The sequence below is a fragment of the Tenuifilum sp. 4138str genome (assembly GCF_041102575.1).
In the GTDB taxonomy this organism is placed as follows: Bacteria; Bacteroidota; Bacteroidia; order Bacteroidales; family Tenuifilaceae; genus Tenuifilum; species Tenuifilum osseticum.
Genome location: NZ_JBGCUE010000004.1, coordinates 84927 through 111563, shown reverse-complemented (window position 1 = coordinate 111563; position 26637 = coordinate 84927). Strand labels below are relative to the sequence as shown.

At 42.5% G+C, this 26637-nt stretch carries 20 protein-coding genes; 12 read left to right on the top strand and 8 right to left on the bottom strand.

Annotation, left to right across the window (positions count from 1 at the left end; all coding sequences use genetic code 11):
- Window positions 1–326: 326 nt before the first annotated feature.
- Window positions 327–755: a GNAT family N-acetyltransferase gene (locus AB6811_RS05465; protein ID WP_369489433.1), complete on the bottom strand. Its 429-nt coding sequence runs from the start codon at window positions 753–755 to the stop codon at window positions 327–329.
- A gap of 5 nt (window positions 756–760) precedes the next feature.
- Entirely contained in the window at window positions 761–1507 is a 747-nt protein-coding gene (mtnP, locus tag AB6811_RS05460) for an S-methyl-5'-thioadenosine phosphorylase (protein WP_369489432.1), read from the bottom strand.
- A 410-nt stretch (window positions 1508–1917) separates the two neighbouring features.
- Between mtnP and mtnA the strand changes: the two genes are divergently transcribed.
- The 3 genes from mtnA (at window position 1918) to AB6811_RS05445 (ending at window position 4414) form a co-directional block, all read left to right on the top strand.
- Window positions 1918–3012 carry an S-methyl-5-thioribose-1-phosphate isomerase gene (gene mtnA / locus AB6811_RS05455; protein ID WP_369489431.1) on the top strand — a complete coding sequence of 365 codons (1095 nt, stop codon included), beginning with the start codon at window positions 1918–1920 and terminating at the stop codon, window positions 3010–3012.
- 7 nt (window positions 3013–3019) lie between these two features.
- Window positions 3020–3535 carry a hypothetical protein gene (locus tag AB6811_RS05450; protein WP_369489430.1) on the top strand — a complete coding sequence of 172 codons (516 nt, stop codon included), beginning with the start codon at window positions 3020–3022 and terminating at the stop codon, window positions 3533–3535.
- A 279-nt stretch (window positions 3536–3814) separates the two neighbouring features.
- Entirely contained in the window at window positions 3815–4414 is a 600-nt protein-coding gene (locus AB6811_RS05445; protein WP_369489429.1) for a class II aldolase/adducin family protein, read from the top strand.
- Here AB6811_RS05445 and AB6811_RS05440 read toward each other — a convergent pair.
- The 4 genes from AB6811_RS05440 to AB6811_RS05425 are packed head-to-tail and all read right to left on the bottom strand — an operon-like array spanning window position 4411 to window position 7329.
- Window positions 4411–5034, bottom strand: a complete 624-nt coding sequence (locus tag AB6811_RS05440) for a hypothetical protein (RefSeq protein ID WP_369489428.1) — start codon at window positions 5032–5034, stop codon at window positions 4411–4413. The genes AB6811_RS05445 and AB6811_RS05440 overlap by 4 nt on opposite strands.
- Complete coding sequence (locus AB6811_RS05435) at window positions 5031–6032, bottom strand: GSCFA domain-containing protein (protein ID WP_369489427.1); 1002 nt, start codon at window positions 6030–6032, stop codon at window positions 5031–5033. Before AB6811_RS05435 ends, AB6811_RS05440 begins: the two co-directional genes overlap by 4 nt.
- A complete protein-coding gene (locus AB6811_RS05430) occupies window positions 6019–6846 on the bottom strand; it encodes an alpha/beta hydrolase (protein WP_369489426.1) in 828 nt (275 codons plus the stop codon). The genes AB6811_RS05435 and AB6811_RS05430 overlap by 14 nt, the downstream gene beginning before the upstream one ends.
- Before the next feature lie 24 nt (window positions 6847–6870).
- Window positions 6871–7329 carry a YybH family protein gene (locus tag AB6811_RS05425; RefSeq protein WP_369489425.1) on the bottom strand — a complete coding sequence of 153 codons (459 nt, stop codon included), beginning with the start codon at window positions 7327–7329 and terminating at the stop codon, window positions 6871–6873.
- Window positions 7330–7474: 145 nt separating this feature from the next.
- Between AB6811_RS05425 and AB6811_RS05420 the strand changes: the two genes are divergently transcribed.
- The 9 genes from AB6811_RS05420 to AB6811_RS05380 all read left to right on the top strand — a co-directional run bounded on the left by AB6811_RS05420 (window position 7475) and on the right by AB6811_RS05380 (window position 25417).
- A complete protein-coding gene (locus AB6811_RS05420) occupies window positions 7475–9367 on the top strand; it encodes a methyl-accepting chemotaxis protein (protein WP_369489424.1) in 1893 nt (630 codons plus the stop codon).
- Window positions 9368–9377: 10 nt separating this feature from the next.
- Entirely contained in the window at window positions 9378–10265 is an 888-nt protein-coding gene (locus AB6811_RS05415) for an aldo/keto reductase (RefSeq protein ID WP_369489423.1), read from the top strand.
- Window positions 10266–11225: 960 nt separating this feature from the next.
- Window positions 11226–11771, top strand: a complete 546-nt coding sequence (locus AB6811_RS05410; protein ID WP_369489422.1) for a hypothetical protein — start codon at window positions 11226–11228, stop codon at window positions 11769–11771.
- Window positions 11772–11831: 60 nt separating this feature from the next.
- On the top strand, window positions 11832–20480 hold the full coding sequence (locus AB6811_RS05405; RefSeq protein ID WP_369489421.1) for a DUF8696 domain-containing protein: 8649 nt from the start codon (window positions 11832–11834) through the stop codon (window positions 20478–20480).
- 21 nt (window positions 20481–20501) lie between these two features.
- Window positions 20502–21443, top strand: coding sequence for a PorP/SprF family type IX secretion system membrane protein (locus tag AB6811_RS05400; RefSeq protein WP_369489420.1), 942 nt, complete (start codon window positions 20502–20504; stop codon window positions 21441–21443).
- Window positions 21444–21549: 106 nt separating this feature from the next.
- Window positions 21550–22383, top strand: coding sequence for a DUF4296 domain-containing protein (locus AB6811_RS05395; RefSeq protein WP_369489419.1), 834 nt, complete (start codon window positions 21550–21552; stop codon window positions 22381–22383).
- Window positions 22380–23564 carry an amidohydrolase family protein gene (locus AB6811_RS05390; protein WP_369489418.1) on the top strand — a complete coding sequence of 395 codons (1185 nt, stop codon included), beginning with the start codon at window positions 22380–22382 and terminating at the stop codon, window positions 23562–23564. The genes AB6811_RS05395 and AB6811_RS05390 overlap by 4 nt, the downstream gene beginning before the upstream one ends.
- A 9-nt stretch (window positions 23565–23573) precedes the next feature.
- Window positions 23574–24347, top strand: a complete 774-nt coding sequence (locus AB6811_RS05385; protein ID WP_369489417.1) for a radical SAM protein — start codon at window positions 23574–23576, stop codon at window positions 24345–24347.
- Window positions 24347–25417, top strand: a complete 1071-nt coding sequence (locus AB6811_RS05380; RefSeq protein WP_369489416.1) for a glycosyltransferase — start codon at window positions 24347–24349, stop codon at window positions 25415–25417. The genes AB6811_RS05385 and AB6811_RS05380 overlap by 1 nt, the downstream gene beginning before the upstream one ends.
- Before the next feature lie 47 nt (window positions 25418–25464).
- Here the strand turns inward: AB6811_RS05380 and fdxA are convergent, their stop codons facing one another.
- Window positions 25465–25632: a 4Fe-4S ferredoxin gene (fdxA, locus tag AB6811_RS05375; protein ID WP_369489415.1), complete on the bottom strand. Its 168-nt coding sequence runs from the start codon at window positions 25630–25632 to the stop codon at window positions 25465–25467.
- 117 nt (window positions 25633–25749) lie between these two features.
- A complete protein-coding gene (locus AB6811_RS05370) occupies window positions 25750–26637 on the bottom strand; it encodes a PorP/SprF family type IX secretion system membrane protein (RefSeq protein WP_369489414.1) in 888 nt (295 codons plus the stop codon).

The following is a 26637-nucleotide window of genomic DNA, read 5'->3' as shown; positions in this document are numbered from 1 at the left end:
TTTTGGTTTATTGCTGTTTAGTTTCCAACCTCTTACCTGCTAAAATGCTTGAACAAATATAGGTAAACAATTGTCACAGCCAAAAAAATATTGGACAATTTGCGGGTTGACTTAAAGCATTTCCACAGAAAAATATTCCACGCTTTTTAAAGTTCATTGAGTTTTGTCAAATTTGATTTGCAGTATATAGATTATTTTACCATGCAATTTTTAATATATAGAATTTTAGTAACGGTTCAGAGATAGTAACAGTTTAATTGAATGTAACTAAAACGGCCTAACAAGATGTTGTGCATAAGCAATGTATCCATGGCTAATATTGCTCTCTAAAGCTTTTTCACATACTTGAGATGTGTTTGCTCGTATCCCAACCGTTTGTAAAATTCCTGTGTTCGCACCCTGTAATTTCGGGTGGTAAGTTCAACCTCTTCAAGACCGAGGTCTTTGGCAAGTTTCTCCGCTTGCTCCTTCAGCATGCTGCCAACCCCCTGCGAGCGATACCCGGGCAAAACGTTTAGCTCCTGGAGCTCACAGGTTAACCTCACGTGATGCAGAATACGCTGAACATGCATGCTCAAGAAACCTATAACCTTTTCGCCATGGCAGGCTACCCAGTAATGCACCGTGCTATCTTCAAGATTCCTTCGGTAATTCTCAGCAAAGTATGAGTAATTGAGGCTCTCACCCTCAAGGTCGCAAATTAGCTGGTAAACCGGTTCTATATCGGCAGGTGTTGCCTTTCGAATTGTAAACATGGGCTTTACTTTAAGGTTTCAACTACCATGCGTAGTAGCGCAATCATGCGTTGAGCATTTTGTTCAAAAATGCGAACTATCTTCTCCCAGCTCACGGGTGGTTCATCGGTTTTCCAGCAATCGTAATCGGTGCTCATGGCAATGGCAGCATAGGGAATGGCCAGCTCGTTGGCCAGGGCCACCTCGGTGGCAACCGACATGTTAATTACATCGGCTCCCCAGCTGCGAAACATCATTGATTCGGCACGGGTGGAAAAGCGCGGCCCCTCAATGGTTACCACGGTTCCCCGTGGATGACACTTAACCCCTACCCTGCCGGCACAATCAAGGATATGGGCACGCAATGCCGAGTCGAAGGGATCGGCCATGGGGGTATGAACCGCACCACTGGCAAAGGATTCATGGTAAGTATTAATGCGCTTTCGGGTAAAATCAATGAACTGGTCAAGTAAAACAAAGTCACCCCGTTCAATCTCTGCTCGTAAACTTCCGCAAGCAGTAGTGGCTATAATGCAATCGGCACCCTGATGCTTGAGCGCGTAAATATTTGCCCGGTAGTTTACCTCAGTTGGGCTATACTCATGGCTATGTCCATGGCGGGCAATAATAATCACCCTGTTACTGCCAATAGTCCCAACCCTCAGCAGCGACGATGGATTCCCGTAGGGGGTATCTACCCTAAGCGTGGTGGCATCTTTAATAATATCAGGGTTATCGAGCCCGGAGCCGCCAATAATTCCAATTGTAGGCATATACATTAGTATTAAACATCATTGCCGTGTAGTTAGATTATTTGTCATGCTGAGCTCGCCGAAGCATCTCTTTACTCTTTTTCTCTTCAGTCCTTTGATGAGATCCCTCGACTTTGCTCGGGATGACAAAAACCCTTACTTCCCTTCTGCTCCATTGTCATGCTGAGTCCCGATTTATCGGGATAGACTTCAACGAAGCATCTCCATGCACTTTTTCTCTTTTAGCATTGACTGAGATCCTTCGTTTCACTCAGGATAACAAAAGGCATGTTTATTTTTATTAACTGAACGACTTTTTAATTTAACATAGTAAATTTAATGCAAATCAGTCAAAAAAAGCATTTCCGACTACAATTACATTGATTTTTTCAAACAGCTTTTTACCTTTGACACTAAGTTGAGTAAAAACAATGCGTGTAGCAGACCAATACTACAGAACCATTTGGGTTGATGAGGGCCAACTGCCCGATGTTCAAATAATTGACCAACGCTATCTACCACATGAGTTCCATATTGAAACAATATCGTCCTATAAGCAGATGGCCATAGCCATAAAGGAGATGCACCTGCGTGGAGCCGGCCTAATTGGTGTGGCTGGAGCATTTGGTGTGTACTTGGCTTACCGCGATGCGTTTCAGGCCAACCAACCGATGGTATTTGTTGATGGAGCCATTACGGAAATTCTAAACACCCGACCCACCGCGGTTAACCTGAAATGGGCTATCGATAAAGTTTGTCCCAGGGTTGCGAGCGGTTTAACTTTAGAAGAAAAGGCACACATAGCCCTTGATGCGGCAAAGCAGCTTGCCGACCATGATGCTGAGAGCTGCCGGCTAATTGGCCTACATGGGTTGCCATTAATTGAAGAGATTAGTGAGAGAAAAAAGGGCGGTGTTGTCAATATCCTCACCCATTGCAATGCCGGTTGGCTTGCCTTTACCGATTACGGTTCAGCCCTATCGCCCATATACCTTGCACACCGTAAAGGTATTAAGCTGCATGTTTGGGTCGATGAAACCCGCCCCCGGAACCAAGGGGCAGCCCTTACCACTTGGGAACTGCTTAACGAGGGCGTTCCACATACGCTGATAGCCGATAATACTGGTGGACACCTTATGCAAAATCAAATGGTGGACATGGTGATTACCGGTGCCGATAGAATAGCCGCGAATGGTGACACCGCCAATAAAATTGGCACCTACCTGAAAGCCCTCGCCGCACACGATAATGGTATTCCCTTTTACGTAGCTGCACCCACCTCTACCATCGACTTCGCCCTAGCCGAAGGCCTAGGGAAAATCCCAATTGAGGAACGATCGGGCAACGAAGTGCGCTACGTTAGGGGCTTGTATAATGGGAATATAGTCGATATGCTGATTTGTCCAGAAAATACCCCGGCTGTAAACTACGGATTTGATATAACACCAGCCCGGCTGATAAGCGGTTTTATTACCGAGAAGGGCGTGGTAAACAACATTAAATTATTAATGAACCTAAATAGATAACAATAAAATGAAAGTCAGTAAATCAATTCTAGGAATAACTGGAGAGTATTATGTTGCAGCAGAATTGGGCAAACGAAATGTTTATGCTCAACTTACACTTGGAAATCAAAAACGAACAGACTTAATAATCTTTTCTGAGGATTCAGATACACTTTTAAAAATTGAAGTTAAGTGTAAACAAGGCCCTGCTTGGCCTAATTGCAAAGGTATTAATGATAATAACTCATTTATTGTTTTTGTAGATATGGAGGAAATACATGATAGACAACGACCAGACTTTTATATTCTAGACCGAAATGATTGGAATAGTGTTATTCAAAAAGCTAGAAATGAATATTTATCAAAACACCCAACTCGAAAGGTTAATATTAAAAATAATGTTTTAATATATATTGATGAAGTAAATAAACAAGGTAAGTCTTATGAAGGATTTACTGTTGAGCCAAAACACATTAAAGAATTTAAAGAAAATTGGGATAAAATTATTGAAAGGTTCAAATGCAATAATTCAACATCCTTTTAAGACTCATATTGCTTGGAACTTCATATTAAGTCTTAGGAAATAATGTAATTCTAATATAATGAAAGACATACCAACGACAAGAATTTCAGAAAATACTTAAGTTTATAAGTTCTTTGTTACTCATAATAATTTCTCAAACTTTTATTTTCTCAAATTTAGTTTGTTTACTCTACCCGATACTTGGTTAACAAATTATTAGTAGATCTTTTTAATTTTGTTATCTAATTACTTAATCCCAGAACCAATCCAAACTTTTAGTTTATTGAATTTTCGTAACCCATGAAAGACGGTATAATCAAATTCAACTGCAACTGGACAAAAACCGACCCTATTGAATCGCCCCTTACTGAGGAACTGATATACTGGCGTCAGGTTTTATATAAAAAGGGATTTGTGGGGGTTGATAGTAAGGGAATTGGTTACGGGAACCTAAGCTGCCGGACAAGTGGTAATGAGTTTCTGATTACCGGTAGTGGAACGGGTGGGTTTGCCGAGATTGGCAAACAGCACTTTGCCCTGGTTACCTCGTTTAACATTCATAGGAATACTGTTGATGCTACTGGCCCAGTCATAGCTTCGTCGGAATCGATGACACACGCAGTGCTTTATCTTTGCGATCCCAAAATTGGTGCAGTTATCCATATCCACAACCTAAACCTGTGGCGCGCACTGCTGCGCCGTGTTCCTAAGACAGGGAAACAAGCAGAGTATGGAACCCCTGAAATGGCTAAGGAGGTAATTAGGCTCTACAGCCAAACCGACCTCAAAAGCAAGGGCATACTTGTTATGGCTGGGCACGAAGAAGGTATAGTATCCTTTGGGCCCGACATTGCCAGTGCTGCTCAAACCCTACTGAACTGGAAAGAACAATCGCTCTAGAATTTATAGTCAACCCCTACTCTGATGGCATGTAACAGGTAGAAATTTTTGTTGGCATGCCCTCCGGGTGGCAGGAATATCTCAACGGCATACTTGCTTTTACGAGGAGCTATGCGAATACCGTATGCTAAATAGACTGAAGGGTACCACCTATTGAACGGTTCATCTTGGATGGTTTGACCAAAATTCTCATTCCACCAGCTTAAAGTAATTCCTCGGGAATACGATAGGCCAGCCCCGGCACCAAGGACAACCGAAAAGGAGTAATACCTGAGTATGTCGAAATCTGAATATATGCCTAAAGTAGTTACCCTGTAGTAGCTATCGGGGACATCGGTAATAGCAAAGGTCCTGTATGATGCTGCCTGTATGGAGGTATTTACCCTCCAGCGTCCGTTTAGGTAATGCTTTTGGAATCCTATGCCTAAAGGGATGCCAAACCCCTGCTCACCCCGCCCTTCCTGATACGCTATTAAACCAAAAAACTTAAGGCTACTGCTACCCTTCTCACGCCAAACCCATGTGGAATCCTGCGAAAAGGCATTAGTAGCAGCAAAAAACAAACAGGCAGTTACGGGAAAAACATTTAGCAACACTCTTAAACTCTTGAATAAAATCATACTATATAACTTTTTAATTTGTTTACCTCTTCGTAAAAGTTAAGAAAGGGGTATTGCTTTTGAATGCTATTTACCTCATTCAAAATTTTATCTACAAACCTTTTAAATTCTTGGGATTTGGGATTAACCGGTCTATGGCTTAAGGCCTGTTGTATTCTATGAACCTTTTCCGTCACTTGCATTGCCTGGCGCTCAATAAGAGCATCGGAGAACTTTTGCCAGATGTAATCGACCGCAAGCTGCGATGGGTGAAGCATATCCGTATCGTAAAAACGGTAGTCCCTTAAATCATCCATCATGATTTCGTATCCAGGGAAATAGAATGCTTTGTCAGAATAGATTTCAACTAACCTGTGTACAGCCAGAATAAGAGTCGATTTACTAAGCTGGTTGCCAATTGCTCCATCCTTCCAGTGCCTGATTGGACTAACTGTAAAAAGAAACCGAGTGTTCGGACTTACCGCCAAAACCTCGTCAATCAGTTCCGACCACTCGGTTACAATCTCGTCAACTGAGAGCAGGGTATGGGTAAATTCCTTTGCAGGAATTTTATGACAGTTAGCCACTACCTGACCCGTTGTTACAAGCCTGTAAACCCGTGCAGTACCAAATGTTACCGCTATCAAGTTTGCCTTTTTAATGAATTCATGGGCGCTACTGCAAGCATCATTAATTTTAAGCAGGCATTCTTCTTGACTCTCGGACGAGAACCGGGTGTAGTGATCAAAGCTGAACCATAAGCCATTCCTGTGATTTAAATCGTTACCAGTATACTGCTTATTTTGCAGAATGTTCCTCAACACCTTTGCAACCGATAAAGGATTGTAAACCACCCCGAACGGGTTAACCTGTACTGGCATTTTATAGCTTTGCATAATTCCACCTATATTCTCGGCAAAGCACGAACCGCAGAAAAGTACAGGTGTTTGGTAGCTAATACGGAAAGGATAATCGCTTACAGTAACCTCAGTGCGGAAATCAATTTTAGAGCTGCTCATTAATCCAGTTCAGTATTGAATTGAAAACCTCATCCCTTTCCCGCTCATGATGCAATTCATGGTAACATCCGCTCCACTCAATGTATGTTGCCTTAGGAATTTTATGCGATAACTCATTGGTAGCTATATGCGAGGTAATTGAATCGCCGCTGCCATGCATGAGTAGAGTAGGAATACTAATCTTTTGGGCATTGCCAAAAATGTACTTGGTGGAACTTGTGATTGATGTATAAAGCCTAGGAGTAATAAGCCCATGATTGAGTGGATCGGTTGCATACTTCTCCACCTCCTCAGGAATTTGGGAGATTTGCTCAGGCTTTACGGTCGATTTTATTTGAATAAATGGAGCAACCAAATTCATGAACTCACTAAGAGCCTCCATTACAGGTGATGGAGGAACTGCCAATTTTAACCAAGGAGAGGTTACAACCAATAGATCAAGTTTGGTTGGTCTATTTATGGCATAGTTCAGGGCAATGTTTCCTCCCATGCTGTGCCCGTAAAGTATTATTGGCAGTTTTGGATAATCGTGGGAAATTTTTGTAATAGCCAAATCAATTTCAAAGAGCAGCTGCTCAAAGTATTTGATATGCCCTCTTCTACCTTCGGATTGGCCATGCCCAATGTGGTCCCACGACTGAACTAAAAAGCCATGGTATGCAAATCGTTTTGCCCAGGGCACATACCTTAGCGAATGCTCTCCATGCCCATGTACAATTAGGATGATTGCCTTTGGTGCAGCAACGGGTTTAATTTGCCATGCAAAAATGTTTTTCCCGCTCGACGATTGCCAAATCTGTTTTTCGGGTTCCATATCTTTTAAAAATTTTCAATATAATTAATCCCAAACGTACTTCCATGTTCCATCGGTTTGGCGCTTCCATACCGTATGGAAAATTCCTTTAACAACCAATGTGTCGGCATTGCTTTTGGGAACCTTCCAGGTATAATGGCCATAAGTGTAAGCTAAGTCGCCACTTTTTGAAACCTCTACAAAATCAGGCTTCCAATCGACTTTTGCCCCTAGGTACTGAGGGTTTGAGTAGTAGTGGTAAATAGCATTTTTCCCTTTAATTAGGCTATCGCGGCCACGAAGAATTGTTGCCGAATCATCGGCAAAAAATGCAAAACCTTCAGCAATACCATGCTGCCTGACATAATCACAAAACTGTGATTCTACCTCAAATATCTCGGATTTCAAACTTTCCTTAGTGGGCAACGCTTTACCACACGATAACATCGTAACAGTGTAGAGTATGCTCAAGTAAATGGTAAAATTGGTTAGTCTGTTTTTCATTGAATATTAACTTTATAGATTCCTTAATCTGTCAATAAATGCATTTTACAAATTACAAAAAAATCGATTTGTTTGCTTAAGTTATGTTAAAAATTTATTTTGCCAAGGATATTTACCTATCTCACCTGGTATTAAATTATTGACTATGAAATTATTAAACTTAAGGCGTTTACAAAGCAAGATGCTTCTCCTCCTTGTTGGCATCTCAGCCATTGTATATCTGATAGTTTTCGTATTCATCATTAAGAGCATACAGCACGATAACCTTAAGGATGCTCATAGCTATGTTAACACGCTGGTTAATGAAACAGCCCGCAGTTTCGAGGATCAACTCAACCAGGAACTGAGTATAACAAAAACACTAGCCGAGGCTTTTCGTGCATTCAACAATACAAACCAAAAGGATTGGATTGAACTGCAAAACAGAATGGTTTCCGACGTCCTTAAGGAGCATCATAACATAAAATCGCTTTGGGTAAACTGGGACTTGTCCAAGATTGACAGAACCGGCAAAAGCAAGGGGCGTTTGCGTTGCACATTTTACTGGGAGGACGATATTCTAAAATATCGGCAGGATACCGTTACGTTCGAGAACCTCTCAAGTAAAAGCCTCTGGGTTACAAAAAATTTAAAAGGCAACACCATTCTTGAGCCTTACTACTGGAAATACACCAACGCCGATAGGGTAAAAATTCCCATGACCAGCCTGGTAAGCCCAATCTCGTATGGGAACCAACTAGTGGGTACAGTTGGCTGCGACATTACCCTGACAGAAATCAAGGAACGTGTTGATAAGCTAAAGCTTTTTAAAAACAGCTATGCCTTCCTGCTATCCAACGGCAGCGTTTACGTTTCACACCCCGATACAACTGTTTTGGGAAAAACAATGAGGGAAATAAATGCCGAAGAGGATAGTATTCACCATATCTCCGATAAAATTGCCAGGGGCGAAGCCTTCACAATTTCAGCCAAGCATTCCGACACAGGCAAGGAGGTGGTAGCCTACTTTAACCCCATTACCATGAAAGGATCGGACTCACCCTGGTGCCTAGGCGTAATTGTGATAATTGATGATGTTTTAACCGAATCGCGTTCCCGTACATATTCTCTAATTATCATTGGAATTATCGGTTTAATCCTGATTAGCGGGGTAATAAGCATAATCTCCAATCAAATATCGAAACGTGTAACTCGTGGGGTTGAATTTGCTCAGGAAATTAGCAAAGGAAACTTACAAGCAGCTTTTAACGATAATTCCGATGATGAGATTGGAACGCTCTCGAAATCGCTTACCGATATGGCTGCCAGGTTACGCGATACGTTCAGGGGAATAGGGCAGGTTTCCGAAAGCATTATGGATACCGGAAAAACCATGAACACCAGCTCTGAAACGCTCACCTCTACTGTAGGCGAGTTAACCCTAACCACCGATGAGGTTTCGGACTCCATCCATCGAATGGTTAAGTCCATTGGGCAGAGCACAAAGTCGGTTCAGGAACAGCTCGACATATCGAACAAGGCTGTTGATACCATAAAGCAAGGTAGCCAAACCTCAGCAAAAGCGCTCGATGCAATGAAAATGGTTGCCGATAGAATACAGGTTGTAAACGATATTGCTTTCCAAACCAACATTCTCGCACTAAATGCTGCCGTTGAGGCAGCAAGGGCTGGCGAGCACGGACGGGGTTTTGCTGTGGTTGCTGGCGAGGTGCGCAAGCTTGCCGAACGGTCGAAACAGGCTGCACAGGACATAGTAAATCTGGCAAACTCAAGCCTTGCCACAGTGGAAGAGGTTCGTAACGTTATGGAAAAGTTAGCCCATGAGGTTAAGCGAATTGCCGAACATGCCAAACAGCTCTCGTTTGAATTTGATGATCAACAGCAGGAAACAAACCGGATAGGCGATTCCATGCAAAAACTTTCAGATGTTAGCAAGTTCACCAGCGACACAGCTAACGACCTTAGAACCTATTCCGAGCACCTGTTAAAGCTTGCCGCTGACCTTAAAGATGCATCATCGTTCTATAAAATTGATTAATCGCTGTAAAATGAGATCTGACAGGATATCGCTTTCGCCTTTGGTATGGGGTCACTGGCGACTACCCGAATGGAATTTGAGCCAGCATGAACTCCTTTACCTAACCCAACAATGCATCGATATAGGTATTACTACAATTGATAGTGCCGATATTTATGGCAACTACTCCTGTGAAAAACTTTTTGGCGATGCCCTGGCTCTTAAGCCCGAGGTCCGTAATCAAATTCAGATAGTTACTAAGTGTGGGATACGTCTTATTTCTGAAAGGTTTCCCGATGTAACCACAAAGCATTACGATTACAGCTATGATCATATTGTTAGCTCGGTAGAGCAATCGCTTAAGAATTTTAGAACTGACCGTATCGATCTTTTACTGCTTCACAGGCCATCACCCTTACTTAACCCTGAAGAGGTAGCTACAGCATTTAACCATCTAAAAAGTACCGGAAAGGTTTTGCACTTTGGGGTTTCGAACTTTTTGCCACATCAAACAGAGCTATTGCAATCATTCCTTAATATCCCACTGGAGGTGAATCAAATTGAGGTGTCGCCACTGCAGCTAGAGCATTTGCACAATGGTAACCTGGATTACCTGATGCAAAAAAGAATTATCCCTATGGCTTGGTCGCCTTTAGGTGGCGGAAGCATACTCAATCCAAAATCTGAAACCGAAAAACGTATTGCAAAGACCATACACAAAATTTCGGAGGAAACTAACCTATTGCCCGAACAGGTAGCAATTAGCTGGCTCGTCACTCACCCCGCAGGGATTATTCCTGTAGTAGGTAGCGGAAAATTTGAAAGGATCAAGAATGCTTTTTTGGCGCTAAAAACTAAACTTACCACACAGCAATGGTTCCAGGTTTATTCTGCATCTATTGGTAAAGAGGTGCCCTAATATTGCTAGTATTGACTAACCTAAAATTATCTCATTTTATCCTAAACACCAATTTCTGCATTGGAAATAATAATGAGTTTTTCCCATTTTAAAAACAGGGGGATCTTAAACTTAAACTCGTAAATTGAAAAATTTAATTGACGAATTTTCTCAATAAATTTTACTACGTTCTTTCAGCTCGATTTGTAATCCATGATATTTTGATTATGCTTTTTATTTTCCCTCTAACTTTCTCTATCTCTTTCATATTCTGTCTATTCCGACTCATTCCCATCCCAATTCATGCATTTAACTTTTAACATTTCACGGCTCACGTTTAACGGACCTGAACTTCATCTAAATTCCTCTAAATTCCTCTAACTCCCTCACATTCCGACTCATTCCGGCTCATTCCGATTTATTCCCACTCAAATTCAGGCATTTAACTTTTTAACGTTTCACGGCTCACGTTTCACGGACTTGAACTTCATCTAACTTCCTCTAACTCCCTCATATTCCGACTCATTCCCACTCATTCCCACTCAAATTCAAGCATTTAACTTTTAACGTTTCACGGCTCACGTATAACGGACTTGAACTTCATCTATCTCCCTCACATTCCGATTTATTCCGTTCTAACCCATTCAAGTCCTAGTTTAAGCACACCAATTAATTGCCTTTCCCAAGTTCAAATTCGGTCATAAATCAAGACTTATTTATTCTTAATCGCTGTTTTACTGATTATTAAATGTTTTGGCAGATTTTTTGATAGTTTTGTAATAGGGTTGAAACATCATTGCAATCAACGCCAATGAAAGGAAATATCGTATTTGTTTGTTTATCAATGTATTAAATATTTTTTATCGTTAAAACATTAATTTTATTGACTTTACGTGTTGATTTAACAAAAAAATGCTTTACATTCGAATTAAATTTGGGTTAAGTGTTTTTTATAGTTTCCATTAATAAAACAATTATATCATGCGTAACTTTATCAGTTTCATAGCTATAACAATATTACTAACTTTGAGTATTAACCTATTAAATGCTCAGGGTTTAGCGGTTAAAGTAGTTACACCAAATAACAAAACCAATTTTTGTGCAAATCAACCTATAACCCTGGTGGCCCAAACCGATATGGGTACCGATGAAGGAATAAGTTACAAATGGGAAGGCGATTTATCGATTGTTGAGAAAAACCTTGGCAATATTCTTATTCTTAAGCCCAATAGCAAAGGCATTTACACTTTTACAGTTTTCCTAAAGGATAATGAGGGTAATGAGGCTTCAAGCTCGGTTACAATAAGTGTTAATCCTATTTTTAAACCAATTTTAAAGCTTAAAAACAACAAGGTTGAAATTGAAACTAAAGGGAACTTTTCGGGTTGCAGCCTTAAATACTACATCGGGAACCAAATGGTTAACGAGGATGCATTTAAAAATGCAAAACAACCTGGTAAATACTACGTATTAACCACAAGTCCCGATGGATGTACCGCCTCAAGTAACATTGTTGAAATTCAGTAATATTTTGACAAATATTTAAACTGAGAATATCAAACTCTAACGAGTGAAAAATATAAGCAGATGAAAGCATATAATACTTTCCGAAAGATATTACAGGCAGCAGCCATGCTACTTGTAATATCGGCATTTGAAATTACCCCAGTTTTTGGACAGTTCACCGTAACCATAGTTCCATCGGGTGGGCAAACACAGGTCTGTCAGGGTTCCGGTTCGTTTACTCTTACTGTTCAAACAGAGAATGGTGTTGGCGACCCTGGTAATTATACCTACACCTGGTCAGGTGACACACACGTACTTACCATTGTTCCTCCAGGTGATGTAGCCATTCTTAATACCAATTCTCCTGCTGGCATCTATAATTTCACTTGCGATGTAGAGGACGAGGGTTCCAATACTGCTTCTGATAATATTAGCATCGAAATTCTTCAATCACCTACTGCATCAATATCTACCACTGACCCAACTACATTCTGTCAGGGCGGCTCTGCGCTTCTTGAAGCCGTTACCGGCGTGAACTATGCTTACCAATGGCGTAAGGACGGGGCTGATATTAGCGGTGCTACGAGCGATCAGTACAGTGCAACCCAAACTGGTTCATACCGCGCAAGGGTTACATTAACCACTACCGGGTGCTCAAGGCTATCTAATGCCATTAACATTACAGTAAATCCATTACCAAACGCTACGGCAAGTAACGATGGTCCTTCTTGCTACAATGGAACCATAAACCTCTCCTCCGCTCCCAATGGTATGGTATCGTACAGCTGGTCAAGTAACTCAACGATACCCTTCAGCTCTACCGACCAAAATCCATCCATAACTAACGTCACACCTGATAATTCAGGCGATTACACCGTAACCGTCCAGGATGCTAACGGTTGTATCAACTCCGCCCAAACCACAGTGCTGGTTTATGACCAGCTCAACGGGGGGACAATTGGTAGCGATCAAACCATATGTTACAATGGCGATCCCGACCCATTTACCGATATCGCTTCACCTACAGGAGGAGATGGGAGCTGGACCTATCAATGGCAAGAAAAAGTGGGTGCTGGTAGCTGGACCGATATTTCCGGGGCAACCGGTTTAACTTACGATGTCCCTGCTGGACTCACACAAACCACAGATTATCGTAGAGCCGCAACCAACGGATGCGGTACCGTTTACTCTAACACTATCACTGTAACCGTATATGCCGATTTAAATGGCGGTAGTATTAGTTCAAACCAATCAATTTGTTATGCAGGCGACCCGGCAGCTTTCAATAACGACGCCCCGGCATCGGGTGGTGATGGCGTTTTCACCTACCAATGGCAAGAAAAAGTGGGTGCTGGAAGTTGGACTGACATTAGCGGTGCAACTGGGCTAACCTACGATGTTCCTGCCGGTTTAACCCAAACAACTCAATACCGAAGGGTTGCTAACAATACTTGCGGAATAGCTTACTCCAACGAGCTAACCGTGACCGTTTACGATCAGGTTACAGGTGGAACAATAGGTTCCGACCAAAGTGTTTGCTACAGCGGCGACCCCGCTGCATTTATCGATGTAGTGTCTCCCGCAGGGGGTACTGGTGCTTGGACATATAGCTGGGAACAAAAGGTTGGCGCAGGATCATGGACATCAATTGCCGGTGCCAATGGTTTAACTTACGATGTTCCCGCTGGAATTACACAAACTACCCAATACCGCAGAAAAGCAGAGAATGCCTGTGGTTTTGCATACTCAAACGAGATTACCGTTACCGTTTACCCACAAATGAACGGAGGTACAATTGCAGGTGATCAATCGTTATGCTATAACTCTGACCCAAGTGCTATTACAAGCACAGTTGACCCCTCAGGTGGCAATGGCCCCTGGACTTACAGCTGGGAATACCAGTCCAACTGTGCAGGTCCCTGGATTGTTATACCTGGAGAAACAGGCTTAACCTACGATCCTCCTGCAAACCAGACCGAAACCCGCTGTTACCGTAGGGTTGCAACAAACGACTGCGGAACAGTTTACTCAAATACAGTAACCATAACCATTTATGCCGATATCAATGGCGGAGTAATTGCGTCGGATCAAACGGTGTGTTATGGCGACGACCCTGCTGCATTTACAAGTAGTTCAGCGGCAAGCGGTGGTAATGGGGCATTCACATACTTCTGGGAACAGGATACAGGAAGCGGTTGGACAAGCATTGCAGGGGCTAACGGTTTAACCTACGACCCGCCAGCCGGCATTACCCAAACCACAAGCTACCGTAGGGGTGCAACCAATCTCTGTGGTACTGGATATTCCAATACACTAACAGTAACCGTTGCTCCAGCTGTTGATGGTGGTACAATTAGTACCCCTGCACCAGTTTGCTACAATGGCGATCCCGATGCATTCACTAACGTTACCTCACCAAGCGGTGGTAGTGGTGCATGGACTTACGACTGGGAATACAGGGAAGGTGCTGGACCATGGACTTCGCTGGGTGTTAATAGCCTAACCTACGATATTCCTGCCGGTCAAACAACAACCCGAACCTACCGTCGGGTTGCAACCAACAGCTGCGGTACAGGATATTCCAACGAGGTAACAGTAACGGTTTACCCCGATATAACAGCTGGTTCAATTGACGGTAACCAAACCCTATGCTACAACAGCGACCCACTACCCCTTAACAACGTTACTTTACCCTCAGGTGGAGATGGTAGCTGGACTTACACATGGGAATACCAATCGAACTGTGCGGGCGGCTGGACTACCATTACCGGTGCTACCGGTTCAAGTTACGACCCGCCTGCTGGTCTTACCGAGACCCGCTGTTACCGTAGGGTTGAAGTAAACACATGTGGCATTACAAACTCAAACACTGTAACCATAACTATTATTCCTGAGATTACTGGGAATACAATTGGAAATGACCAAACCATATGCTATAACGATACTCCAGCTCAACTTACTGGAGCTGCTCCCGGAGGAGGTTCCGGTGTTTACTCTTACCAGTGGCAACGTAGCACTACAGGAGTATCGGGTCCATTCAACAATATTGTAGGAGCAACTGCACAAAACTATTCGCCTCCTGCATTAACGGCTAATACATGGTACAGAAGGATAGTAACATCGGGCTCATGCGTTAGCATTAGCAACGTAGTGGCAATTACCGTTCTTCCGGCAATTGGGAATAATATTATTAGCGCCAATCAAACCATTTGTTACAATACCTCACCCGCTCAACTCGACGGTTTAACCCCAACAGGTGGCAATGGAACTTACACCTACCAGTGGCAAAGTAGTACGGTTGGCGCTGGAGGTCCATTCAGCAATGTTGCTGGCGCAACCAGTATTAACTACCAACCCGGTTCGTTAACCCAAACCACATGGTTCCGTAGGTTAGTGAACAGTGGACCGTGCGTTAACAACCCCAGCAATGTTGTTCAGGTTACTGTAGCCCCTGAACTCAAGGTTGATGGATTTACAACATCTGACCCCACCTGTAACGGATATAGTAACGGACAGGCCACTGTAAACGTATCGGGTGGTACACCCGGTTACGGCTATAGCTGGGACACATCGCCCGTTCAAACCAACCAAACTGCCACTAACCTAAGCGCAGGCGTTACCTATACTGTTACAGTTACCGATGCATTGGGCTGCCAGGCTCAGGGGAACGTTGTGCTAACTGAACCCACAGCCATTGGACTTGCATCAAAAACAGTGGTTCCTGTTAGCGGGTGTTCAGGTGATACCAATGGGTCAATCCAGGCACTTGCAAATGGCGGTACGCCTAATTACGTTTACACCCTTTACCTTGGTGCAAGCCTAATTGGAACACAGAATCCAGCTCATCCAACCCCAGCAGATTTTACAAACCTAGCTGCGGGAACATATACCCTGAATATAACCGATGCAAACGGATGTCCCGCATATTCTGAAGATATCGATGTTGCGGAACCCGCTCCCATTGTAATATCGGATGTAACTACTACGCCTATCTCATGTAGTGGTTACGCCGATGGAACAATTACCATTACCGCCAGCGGTGGTACCGGTACACTGGAGTACTCCATCGACAATGGATTAAACTTCCAGCTAAGCAACACTTTTACTGTTGGTGATGGCTACTACGACATTGTAGTACGCGATGCCAATGGCTGTACAGCAACCTGGCCAACAACTGTGGAAATGGTTGATCCCAACACTATCTCTTTCACCTATGAGATAACACAGATAACTACATGCTACGGCGATAATACAGGTAAAATTACTATTAGCAATGTTGCGGGAGGATCTGGAAGTGGTTACGAATTTTCAATCTATCAACCCGAGGTTTGGGGTACCAACCCTGTATTTGAAAACCTACCAGGCGGACCAACCAACCCTTACTACATTAAGGTTCGCGATTCGCATGGCTGCGTTGTTGCTGCAAACAATGGTAACCCAATCTATATTAATCAACCTTCGCCCATTAACTTTACGGTTCAAACCACTAACGTAACAGGTTGTTGGTACAACACAAACGGAACAATTAAGGTTACTGGCGTTTCGGGAGGTACTGGATTAAAGCAGGTTTCAATTGATGGGATTACATTCTACCCAACAACCTATACTTTCAATGTTGGGGTTGGTTCTTACACTGTTTATGTTCGCGATGCAAATGGGTGTATTGTTACTAAACCTGCTGATATTACAGGTCCTCCTGCTATTGTAATTAACACCCTCACTGTTACCGACGTTACTTGCTTTGGTGGAAACAACGGTGAGGTTGATGCAATCGCTAGCGGAGGTACTGGTGCTCTTGAATATTCAATTGATGGAATTAACTACTTTGCTAGCGGAAACTTTACCGGTTTAACTGCTGGGGACTACACAATGTATGTTCGCGACATCAATGGCTGTATTCTAACACAGGACTTTACCGTTGGTCAACCCCCTGCATTGTTCTTTACCACCCGAACAAAGACCGATATCACCTGTAATGGTCTATCCGATGGAACAATTACCCTTGTTGCATCGGGCGGTACTGCTCCTTACAACTACAGTATTACAGGAGGCGCACCGTTTGGTAATGCAACAGGTCTATTTACCGGACTGGGTGGTGGAACCTATACCCCTGCTGTTCAGGATGCTAATGGATGTATAACTATTGGAGAAGACCTTACTATAATTGAACCAGCCCCATTATCAGTAGGTTCTCAAACTGCTACCGATATAACATGCTTTGGAGCAAACGATGGTACAATTTCCGTAACTGGTTCAGGGGGTACAGCACCTCTGACCTATTCCCTGCTCGATGCTGGTTCAAATGTTTTGGCTACAAATGGAACAGGAACCTTTACAAATCTATCGGCAGGTACCTACACTGTTGAAATTAACGATGCTAATAGCTGCGGACCCATTGTTGCCGGACCATTTACCATTGTTGAACCTGCTCAACTCACGTTCACCTACACCACTGTTGATTTAGTATGTAACGGCGATGGAAACGGAGAAATTAACGTAACTGCATCCGGTGGGACTCCACCTTACGAGTACTCGTTCGATGGTGGATCTACATGGCAGGCCCTTAGCCTAAAGACCGGCCTGAGCGGTGGCATTTACAATGTTGTAGTGCGCGATGCCAACCTTTGTACAACATCGCAAGATGTAACTATAAATGAACCCGCACCAATAATTTTGAACGTTACAACTACCAACATTTCATGTAATGGACTATCAGATGGTCAAATTAATGTAACAGTTACTGGCGGAGTTGCTCCTATACAATACCGTATCAATGGCGGAGCATGGCAGGGTACAGGATTATTTACTGGCCTTGCTGCAAATAACTACCTTATTGAAGTAATGGACAACAATGGCTGTATGGCCAGCTCTAGCACAACCATCAGTGAGCCTCCGGCTATAACTATCGATAATATTACCACTGTTGATCCTACCTGCACTTCATTTGGAAGCATAACGGTTGTTGCCAGCGGTGGTACAGGTACTTTGACCTATACGCTTAACCCAGGGGCAATCACTAACACAACTGGTACTTTCAATGGGTTAGGCGCTGGTACCTATACCGTAGATGTTACCGATGCAAACAGTTGTGGACCTGTATCAACAGGGCCTATCACCCTTAACTCTCCATCGCTTATCAGTATCGATAACATAAATGTTACCCATGTTACCGGATGCTATGGCGATAATAACGGTAGTATCGAGATTATTGCTTCAGGAGGCACGCCACCGTTGCAGTACTCAATTGATGGTGGCACAACCTTCTACCCATCAAATATTTTCACCAACCTCACTGCAAACGATTATGTTGTTGTTGTAAATGATATCAATAACTGTCCGCAATCGCAACTGGTTACCGTTACTCAACCTGCACAGCTTGTAATTACTAATGTAAACGTAGTTCAAGAAAGTACTCCGGGAGCTAACGATGGGGAAATACATGTAATAGCCACAGGTGGCACTGGTGCACTAACCTATACTTTACTCCCCAATAATATCTCAAACGGTACAGGTGATTTTACCGGACTAGGTACAGGAACCTACAGGGTTAGAGTAACAGATGTAAATGGTTGTAACGTAGAAACAGGCGATTTGGTTATTAGTGGTGTCAATATCGATATTACCTCAAACGATGTAAGCTGTAATGGATTATCCGATGGGTTAATCACCATAACCATAACTGGTGGATTCCCTCCATTTACAGTTCTGTGTACAAGATTATCGGACATGACTCCGGTTCCGGTTATCGACCAGGGAGGTAATATCTTTACCGTCGAGAACCTACCTGCTGATTCCTACCTGATAGCAATAACAGACAATATTTCAACGGTATTCCCCAACCAACAGGTTGATATTGCTGAACCCGCACCTCTAACTGCAACATTTGTAAGCCTTGAAAATCCATTGTGTAACGGACAAGCAAGCGGCTCAGTAACTTTCGATATAACCGGAGGTACTCCCGTGTATACAATAACTTGGGATGGAGGCTCATCCACTGGGAACGTGGCAACTGGCGTTGCAGTTGGTTCCTACACCAACTTTACCATTACCGATTCGCACGGATGTACAACTGAGGTAACCGATGTTCCTCCAATGACTGAACCTAGTGCAATCCAGTTAGTTGAACTTGTTCAATTTGATCCTACCTGTAATGGCCAGGCCATTGGGGCTATTAACATTACAGCTACAGGTGGCACTGGTGCTCTAACCTACTCAATAACCGGTACTGTAACATCATCTAACAATACTGGCGTATTTGAGAATCTACCTGCAGGTGTATATGATGTTGCGGTTACGGATGGAAATGGTTGCTCTGCCAACTTTGATCCGCCTTTAAGGGTTACATTATCAGAACCCCCTGCAATAATAATAACCGGATTAACCCCAGCCGATTCGCTGGCTTGTCCAAATGACCCATCGGGATATGTACGCGTACAGGTTAGTGGTGGTCAACCCGACTACACCTTCCTTTGGTCAAATGGCCAAACCACAATGGATCTTGAGAACATTGTTGTTGGTAAATACTGGATACAAGTAACCGATGCTCTTAACTGCTCCGTAACCGATACCTTTGAGGTTAAAGGCCCTGCCATGCTTAAGCTAAATGCCAATATCCAAGATGCATACTGTAGGGAAATAAATGGTACCGATAAGGGAAGTATTACCATAGATAGCAAAACAGGTGGTACAGGAGACTTTAGCGAGCTAACCTTTGAATGGCTAGGCTTAGGCGATACCGATAATAGTTTAACCAACATTTCATCGGGCAACTACACTCTAAGGGTAACCGATACTAAAGGCTGCGTTTACGACACTACATTCTTTGTTGGAATTGAGGACAGGTATAATTTCAGAGCAATTGCTGGCAACGATACCACCGTTTGCTTCAATAACCCTGTTACACTTGTTGGTTCAGTAAGTGGTGGCGATCCAGACCTTGCATTCCTTTATTACTGGAACGAACTACCAAGCAATACTCAAATTCAGGAAGGAAACACTTTATCGGTTTCGCTAACCGAGAGTAAATCCTATGTTTTGAGGGTTTACTACGTTGGAACGCCTCAGTGTATTGAAAAAGACACCATCAACCTAAATGTACTTCCTGAAATAGGCCTACATGTTCCACTTTACATTTCAGCAGTTCAGGATACTATCATATCAATCCTGATGGGTAAAGAGTACAATATCGACGTTATAACCAAGAGCGTTGATTATGCTACCACTTTTGAATGGAAACCTGCCGAAATGTTCCTACCATCTAACAGCTGGAACTCACAAATTCTATTCAACCAGGAGATCAAGAACCAAATCCCACAGGATAGAATTGTGAAAATCCAAGACCCAATAACCAAGAGAATAAATGAGTACATACTGGTTGATGTGATAGCCAGAACCGAGGCAGGATGTACCGATTCCATAAGGCTATACACCAAGGTGGTTGACGATCTTGCATTTGGTAATGTATTCTCACCCAATGGCGATGGTATTAATGATATATGGCGAGTTCCAAAGAGTTACCTATTCCCCGACCTCTCCATAGAGATTTTCAACCGTTGGGGTTCGCTGGTTTGGTCAGCCACAGGCGATAAGGCCGCAAAGGGATGGGATGGTAAGTCGAATAGTGGTCATGAGTTACCAATTGGCACTTACTACTACGTTATTAAGTTTAACATTGAAGCACAAGGAGCAAACTGGAAACCAATAACCGGTTCTGTTACCATTGTAAAGTAACAGCCCAAAAATATTACGGTTATGAAAATGATATCATCACTTAAACCCGGGAAACTAATTCTAGCATTACTGCTAATTATTTCTATCCCATTTACAGGGAATACCCAGCAGGTTCCCCACTTCTCCCAGTTTATGTTCAACCCATACCTGTACAATCCGGCCATTGCTGGGACCCTGAATCACTACCAGATTAGGGGAAACAATCGTAATCAGTGGGTGGGAATAAACGATGCGCCTTTCTCGGTTAGCGCCAGTGTTTATGGTCCATTCACCAAGTACGACATGGGATGGGGTGCATACATCACAAACGATGTTACGGGGCCAACCGCAAAAACAAACTTCATGGGTACTTATGCCTATAATATGATGCTTGATGAATCGGGACTCAGGATATCAGGAGGTATTTCGTTTGGCATGATGCTTTACAGGCTCGATGGTACAAAACTTAGTTTGGGCGAAGAACCTGATCCACGGTACGATCCCGCAATAATTCAGGCCACCAAAACGGTAGTATCACCCGATGCTTCAATTGGTTTTTACCTATACAGTACCTCTTACCACGTTGGAATTGCCGCTCACCAACTCTTTGGACAGCGTTTGAGGTTTTACCCTGAACCAGTTGGAACAAGCCGATTGAAACAGCACTTGCTACTTAGTGGCGGTTACTGGGTAAACCTAAATCGAAACATGGAGGTAGAAACATCAGCATTATTAAAATACATGTTCGGTAGCCCTATGCAGTTCGAGCTGAACGGGAAATATACATATATCCAAAAGGGGTATAATGTATGGGGGGGATTATCGCTTCGTTGGAAGGATGCACTTTCTGTAATGGTTGGGGTTACATGGCAAAAGCGTTATTTGCTGGGGTACTCGTTTGACTGGAGCTTGCTTGGGATAAAAAAGTATAACTCTGGTTCACATGAGGTGATGTTTGGTTACAACTTCGATAAGCTAAAATAAACTACTAAAACCGGGCAATGCCCGGTTTTTTATCTAATTCTGAAAAAAGTAATAGATTTGCAGTGAATTTTGCGTTTTACATTACACCTGGTAAATAGTTATCCCAATGAGAAGAACGGTCTCCCTTATTTTAGTTTCAATATTCTCTTTACTTTCCTGTAATAAAGGCTACATCATTCCTGAAAGGGACATGGTAAAAATTCTCACAAAGATTTTTATAACCGATGGCGTTACAAGTTCACCACCCCACAACATCCTTTATGGCCATGACTCAATTGATTACTACGAGCCCATCCTAAAATCGTACGGCTACACAACCGCTCAGTTCGACAGTTCCGTTAAGTACTACTCAAGGAATACGGAAAAATTCGATATCATTTTCGACAAGGTGGTGATGGAATTGACCCGAATGAGAGACAAACTAGAGGAAACCTCAAAGTCCGACACGCTTGATAGGAATTCGGATAGCAGCGACAACCTATGGCCCCATAAAACACGCTGGAATATGGCTATAGAGTATTCCACTAACCCATCGCTGGGGTTCGATATACCTGTGGTTGACCTTGGTGATTACACCATTTCGTTCGATGCCCAGTTCTTTCCCGATGATGAAGGGGTAAACGTACGACACTACATCTTTTTCTACTTTGACGATGGTACGCCGATTGGAGTGAGAGAAAATCCCGTTTTTGCCACCTATGTAAAAGATGGAAACGTTCATAGCTATAGCTACAAGCTAACGCTTACCGACAAGCAAATTACTCACCTCAAGGGTTGGCTGTACGACTCAGGCAACTCAACCTCAAACTTTAAGCGTAATGCAATTTTCAGTAACCTAAAGGTTACATACTCGCCCCGAAATTTTGACAAGCTTGATTCCATTGATACCCGAAATGTCAAGGTAATTAAAAAGTTGATTAAGAAGGCTCAACCGTTATGAAGCGTTTTGGGGCTAACTATATTTTTCCGGTATGTGGTCCACCCATTCGTAACGGGTTAGTTGAAACCAACGACACTGGTGAAATTTTAAGGATAATTGAGCCCGATTCAGATTTCCGTGAAATACACTCCACTCAGTTCTTCAACGGGGTAATTGTTCCTGGCTTTATAAATGCCCACTGTCACCTAGAACTGTCACACCTTAAGGGGCTTAAGGCAAAGAAACCCGGCATTGCAGGGTTCATTGAGGCTGTAACTGAACAGCGAGAATCGAACCAAGAGCACATTTCCAAAAGCATTGCCGATGCCATAAATCAAGCATATAAAAGCGGAACGGTTGCTATTGCCGATATTTGTAATTCTGCTTCAACTTTACCCCATAAGCAAAAATCAGATCTATACTTTCATAACTTTATTGAGCTCTTTGGTATTAATCCAGATGTGGCTGAGAAAACATTTAGCCAAGGGCTAATTGTTTATAACGACTTTACTAAACATTACCCTGAAAGCACTAGCTTAACCCCTCATTCAACCTATTCACTTTCAGAAAAACTCTGGGAAATTATTTCCGAATATTTAAACGAAAAAGGGGGGGAAATTGTAAGTATCCACTACGGTGAAAGCAGAGCAGAATACGAATTTTTAGCCACAGGAAACGGCCCGCTTTTTCATCGGTATAAAAATTCAAACATCCCCTTTATAGTTCCTTCAGGTAAAAGCCCAATATCCGTAATCACTGGTTATATCCCTAAACAAGCTCAAGCATTGCTCGTGCACAACACTTTTGCAAGCCCCGATGAAATCTTATCGCTAAACAGATGGTTTCACAGTTTAACCCTAGTCACTTGCCCCGAATCGAATCTTTTAATTGAAAACGCAATTCCACCGCTCGATAAGTTTGAATTGAAGGGCCTTAATATTGCCATTGGCACCGATAGCTTAGCGTCGGCAAGTTCGCTCTCAATTCTCAACCAAATACTGATTATTCAAAAACAATTACCCTCCGTTGATTTTCATACTACCATAAAGTGGGCAACAATTAATGGTGCAAAAGCGTTAAACATTGACAACAAGTATGGTACTATTGAAGTTGGTAAGAAACCCGGTTTAGTTTTAGTTGACCACTTTGACTTTACCAAAATGCGACCAACGGAAAAGAGTGTAGCAAAACGTCTAATATAGATTTTAAAAATGGGTACTTTCCTTTTCGATAGTATTGTTTTTGGACCTGTTAAAAGCCGAAGGCTTGGGGTTTCGTTGGGAATTAACCTTTTGCCTACAAACCAAAAAATTTGCTCATTCGACTGTATTTACTGTGAGTGTGGCTGGACCGACTCAATGGCTACCCTTGACTACCCAACATTATCGGAGGTTGAGCAATCGCTTGAATCAAAACTGGTTGAAATGATGAAAACGGGCGAACTACCCGATGTTATAACCTTTGCTGGCAACGGGGAACCTACTCTACATCCCGAGTTCCCATCAATAATTGACTCTACTATTACCTTACGGGATAAGTATTGTCCTTCGGCAAAAATTGCTGTTCTATCAAACTCAACCCTAATTCACGATACTCACATTTTTGAGAGCTTACTAAAGGTTGATCAAAACATTCTGAAGCTCGACTCAGTTTTTCCTGAAACCATTGAAATTTTGAATCAACCCTTGTACAAAATAGAGATTAGCAGTTTAATAGAAAATCTAAAACGATTTAGCGGTCGTTGTACCATACAAACGCTTTTTGTGAAAGGGACATTTAAGGGCAAAGCTATTGACAATACAACCGATGCTGAGGTGGATGCCTGGCTTAAAGCCATTCAGGAAATTAAGCCAAAGGATGTGATGATATACACCATTGCTCGCGAAACACCCACTGATACCCTTCACAAAATTCCACTATCAACATTACAGGGTATTGCCAGAAAAGTTGAAAGATTAGGCATAAAAACTCAGGTGTCGGGTTGATGGAACCGGAAACACAAAAGAGAGTATTGCTATCGCCACTTGCATGGGGATTAGGCCATGCTACAAGAATTATCCCTGTCATTCATGAACTTTCACATAAGGGTTATTTAATAACTGTTGCTACAAATAATGAACTTGGTGCGCTAATTAAAAATAATTGCCCCTATTCTGAAATAATTAACTTTTACTCTCCCAAAATGAAACTGGGAACGGGGAGGGCAAGTGTATTAAATCTGCTATCATTTCTCGTAAAACTTCCGTTTGTAACAATAATAGAGCATTTCAAACTGAAAAGGCTTTTAAAAGGTAAAAGCTTTACCCTCATCGTTTCCGACAACCGGTATGGGTTCCGATCGTCCAAAACTAAATCGGTCATAATCACACACCAGCTTAGAGTTATACCACCTAAACCGTTTGGTTTTCTTAAACATTTGGGTGAAAACGTTATTCGACACTTACTTAGCAGATTCGATGAGGTATGGGTTCCTGACTTTAATAATACTACCCGTATAGCCGGAATGCTCTCAGAGCCAAATGGATTAACTAATTTACGATATATTGGTCCTATTTCAAGGTTCAATGGGATCACCGTAAAACAGTTGAACCCTCAATGGGATGTAATGGTTATTGCATCGGGCCCTGAGCCACAAAAAACTGAGTTCATTAATTTTCTTATATTCTGTTTAAGTGAACTTAATTTTAAAACCCTAATACTAAAGGGTAATCCTCTTAAAATAAACAGCTGGGAAACTATTGGAAATTTAACATTTGCAGGAAGTCTAGGTAACGACGAAATGGCTATGGCCATTAAAAACTCCAAGTATGTAATAAGCCGAAGCGGTTACAGCACCATTATGGATTTAGTATACCTAAACAAGGGAGCCATTTTGATCCCAACTCCGGGACAAACAGAACAGAAGTACCTAGCACACAGAATGAATGAGCTGGGTTGGTTTAAAACAGTTAACCAAAAAGAACTTTCAAAAGAATTACTGTTAGCCCTCCTAGATCAAACTATTCCAACGCCACCACACTTTACCCCTAATAAAGTTCTTGCCTTTATTGAATAAAAAAATCCGTGCATATAGCACGGATTTTATAATTCATTTATCACCAACTATGCGGGGTGAATTGCCTCAACAGGACAAACGTCAGCGCATGAGCCACAGTCAGTGCAAATTTCAGGGTCAATCTTGTAAATATCACCAGCTGAAATCGCTTCAACAGGGCACTCATCGATACAGGTACCGCAAGCGGTGCAATCGTCAGAAATTTTGTATGCCATCTCTGTAAAATTTAGTTTAACGTATCCTAATTAGTTTCTTTGAACTCAACGCAAATTTATAGACATAAATTTAACTTGCCAAAAAAATCAATTCAAATAACCCTTATTTAGAAAACTTTAAAACTTCCACTTCGGAGCAAATGAGTATGAAATCATTAGCTCATGGGTACCTGTATTGATTCTTGATAGTTTATTCAACGAGAAGTCGAATGCATAGCCAACGGAGATATCGTGTTTCAATTTCATATCGAAGAAGATCCCAAAAGCATCGCCAATGCGGTAATGGGCTCCAAAATAGAATTGTCCCTTATAAAGAGCCTGAGCTGTAATATCGCATGTCATTGGCACTCCAATCATTGCACCGGCCAGCATTGAGGGCATAAGTACCCAATCGGAATTAAGCTCATAATTATACCCTCCTATGATATATAACGGGCTTTTAAGGGTTTTATCGAATTTACGGTTGAAGGATGTTTGGAGCATTCGAGGAAGCGATAGCCCTGCATAGAACTGGTATGAGTAAATGTAAGCCCCAACTCCGATATTTGGATAAAAGCGTTTTTCATTCTGGGTAAACGCAGGGTCATCGGGGTTAACCACATCGAGATTGGTAACCGATGCATGGTAATAGGTGAAGCCCCCTTTTATACCAAGCGAAAGTGTAATATCGTCAGTTACCCTGAGGCGATAAGCATAGGAGCCTGAAAAATGGGTATTACTCAAAGGCCAAGTGTTATCGCTCATAAGATTCAGCCCAACGCCAATTTTTTTATCGGGCCAGGGCATATGTGCAGAGTAGCTCAGAGTGGTAGGTGCACCTTCCAGTCCTACCCATTGCAGTCGCGATAACATGCTCATATTCAGGTTACGGACGGTACCTGCAATGGCTGGATTTATTGAAACCGGGTTATGCAGGTAATGGGTAAAAATTGGTTCCTGTTGAGCTTTTAGAGTTGCTGCCCCAAAGGCAGCAACTCCAAAGATCACTAAAAATATCTTTTTCAT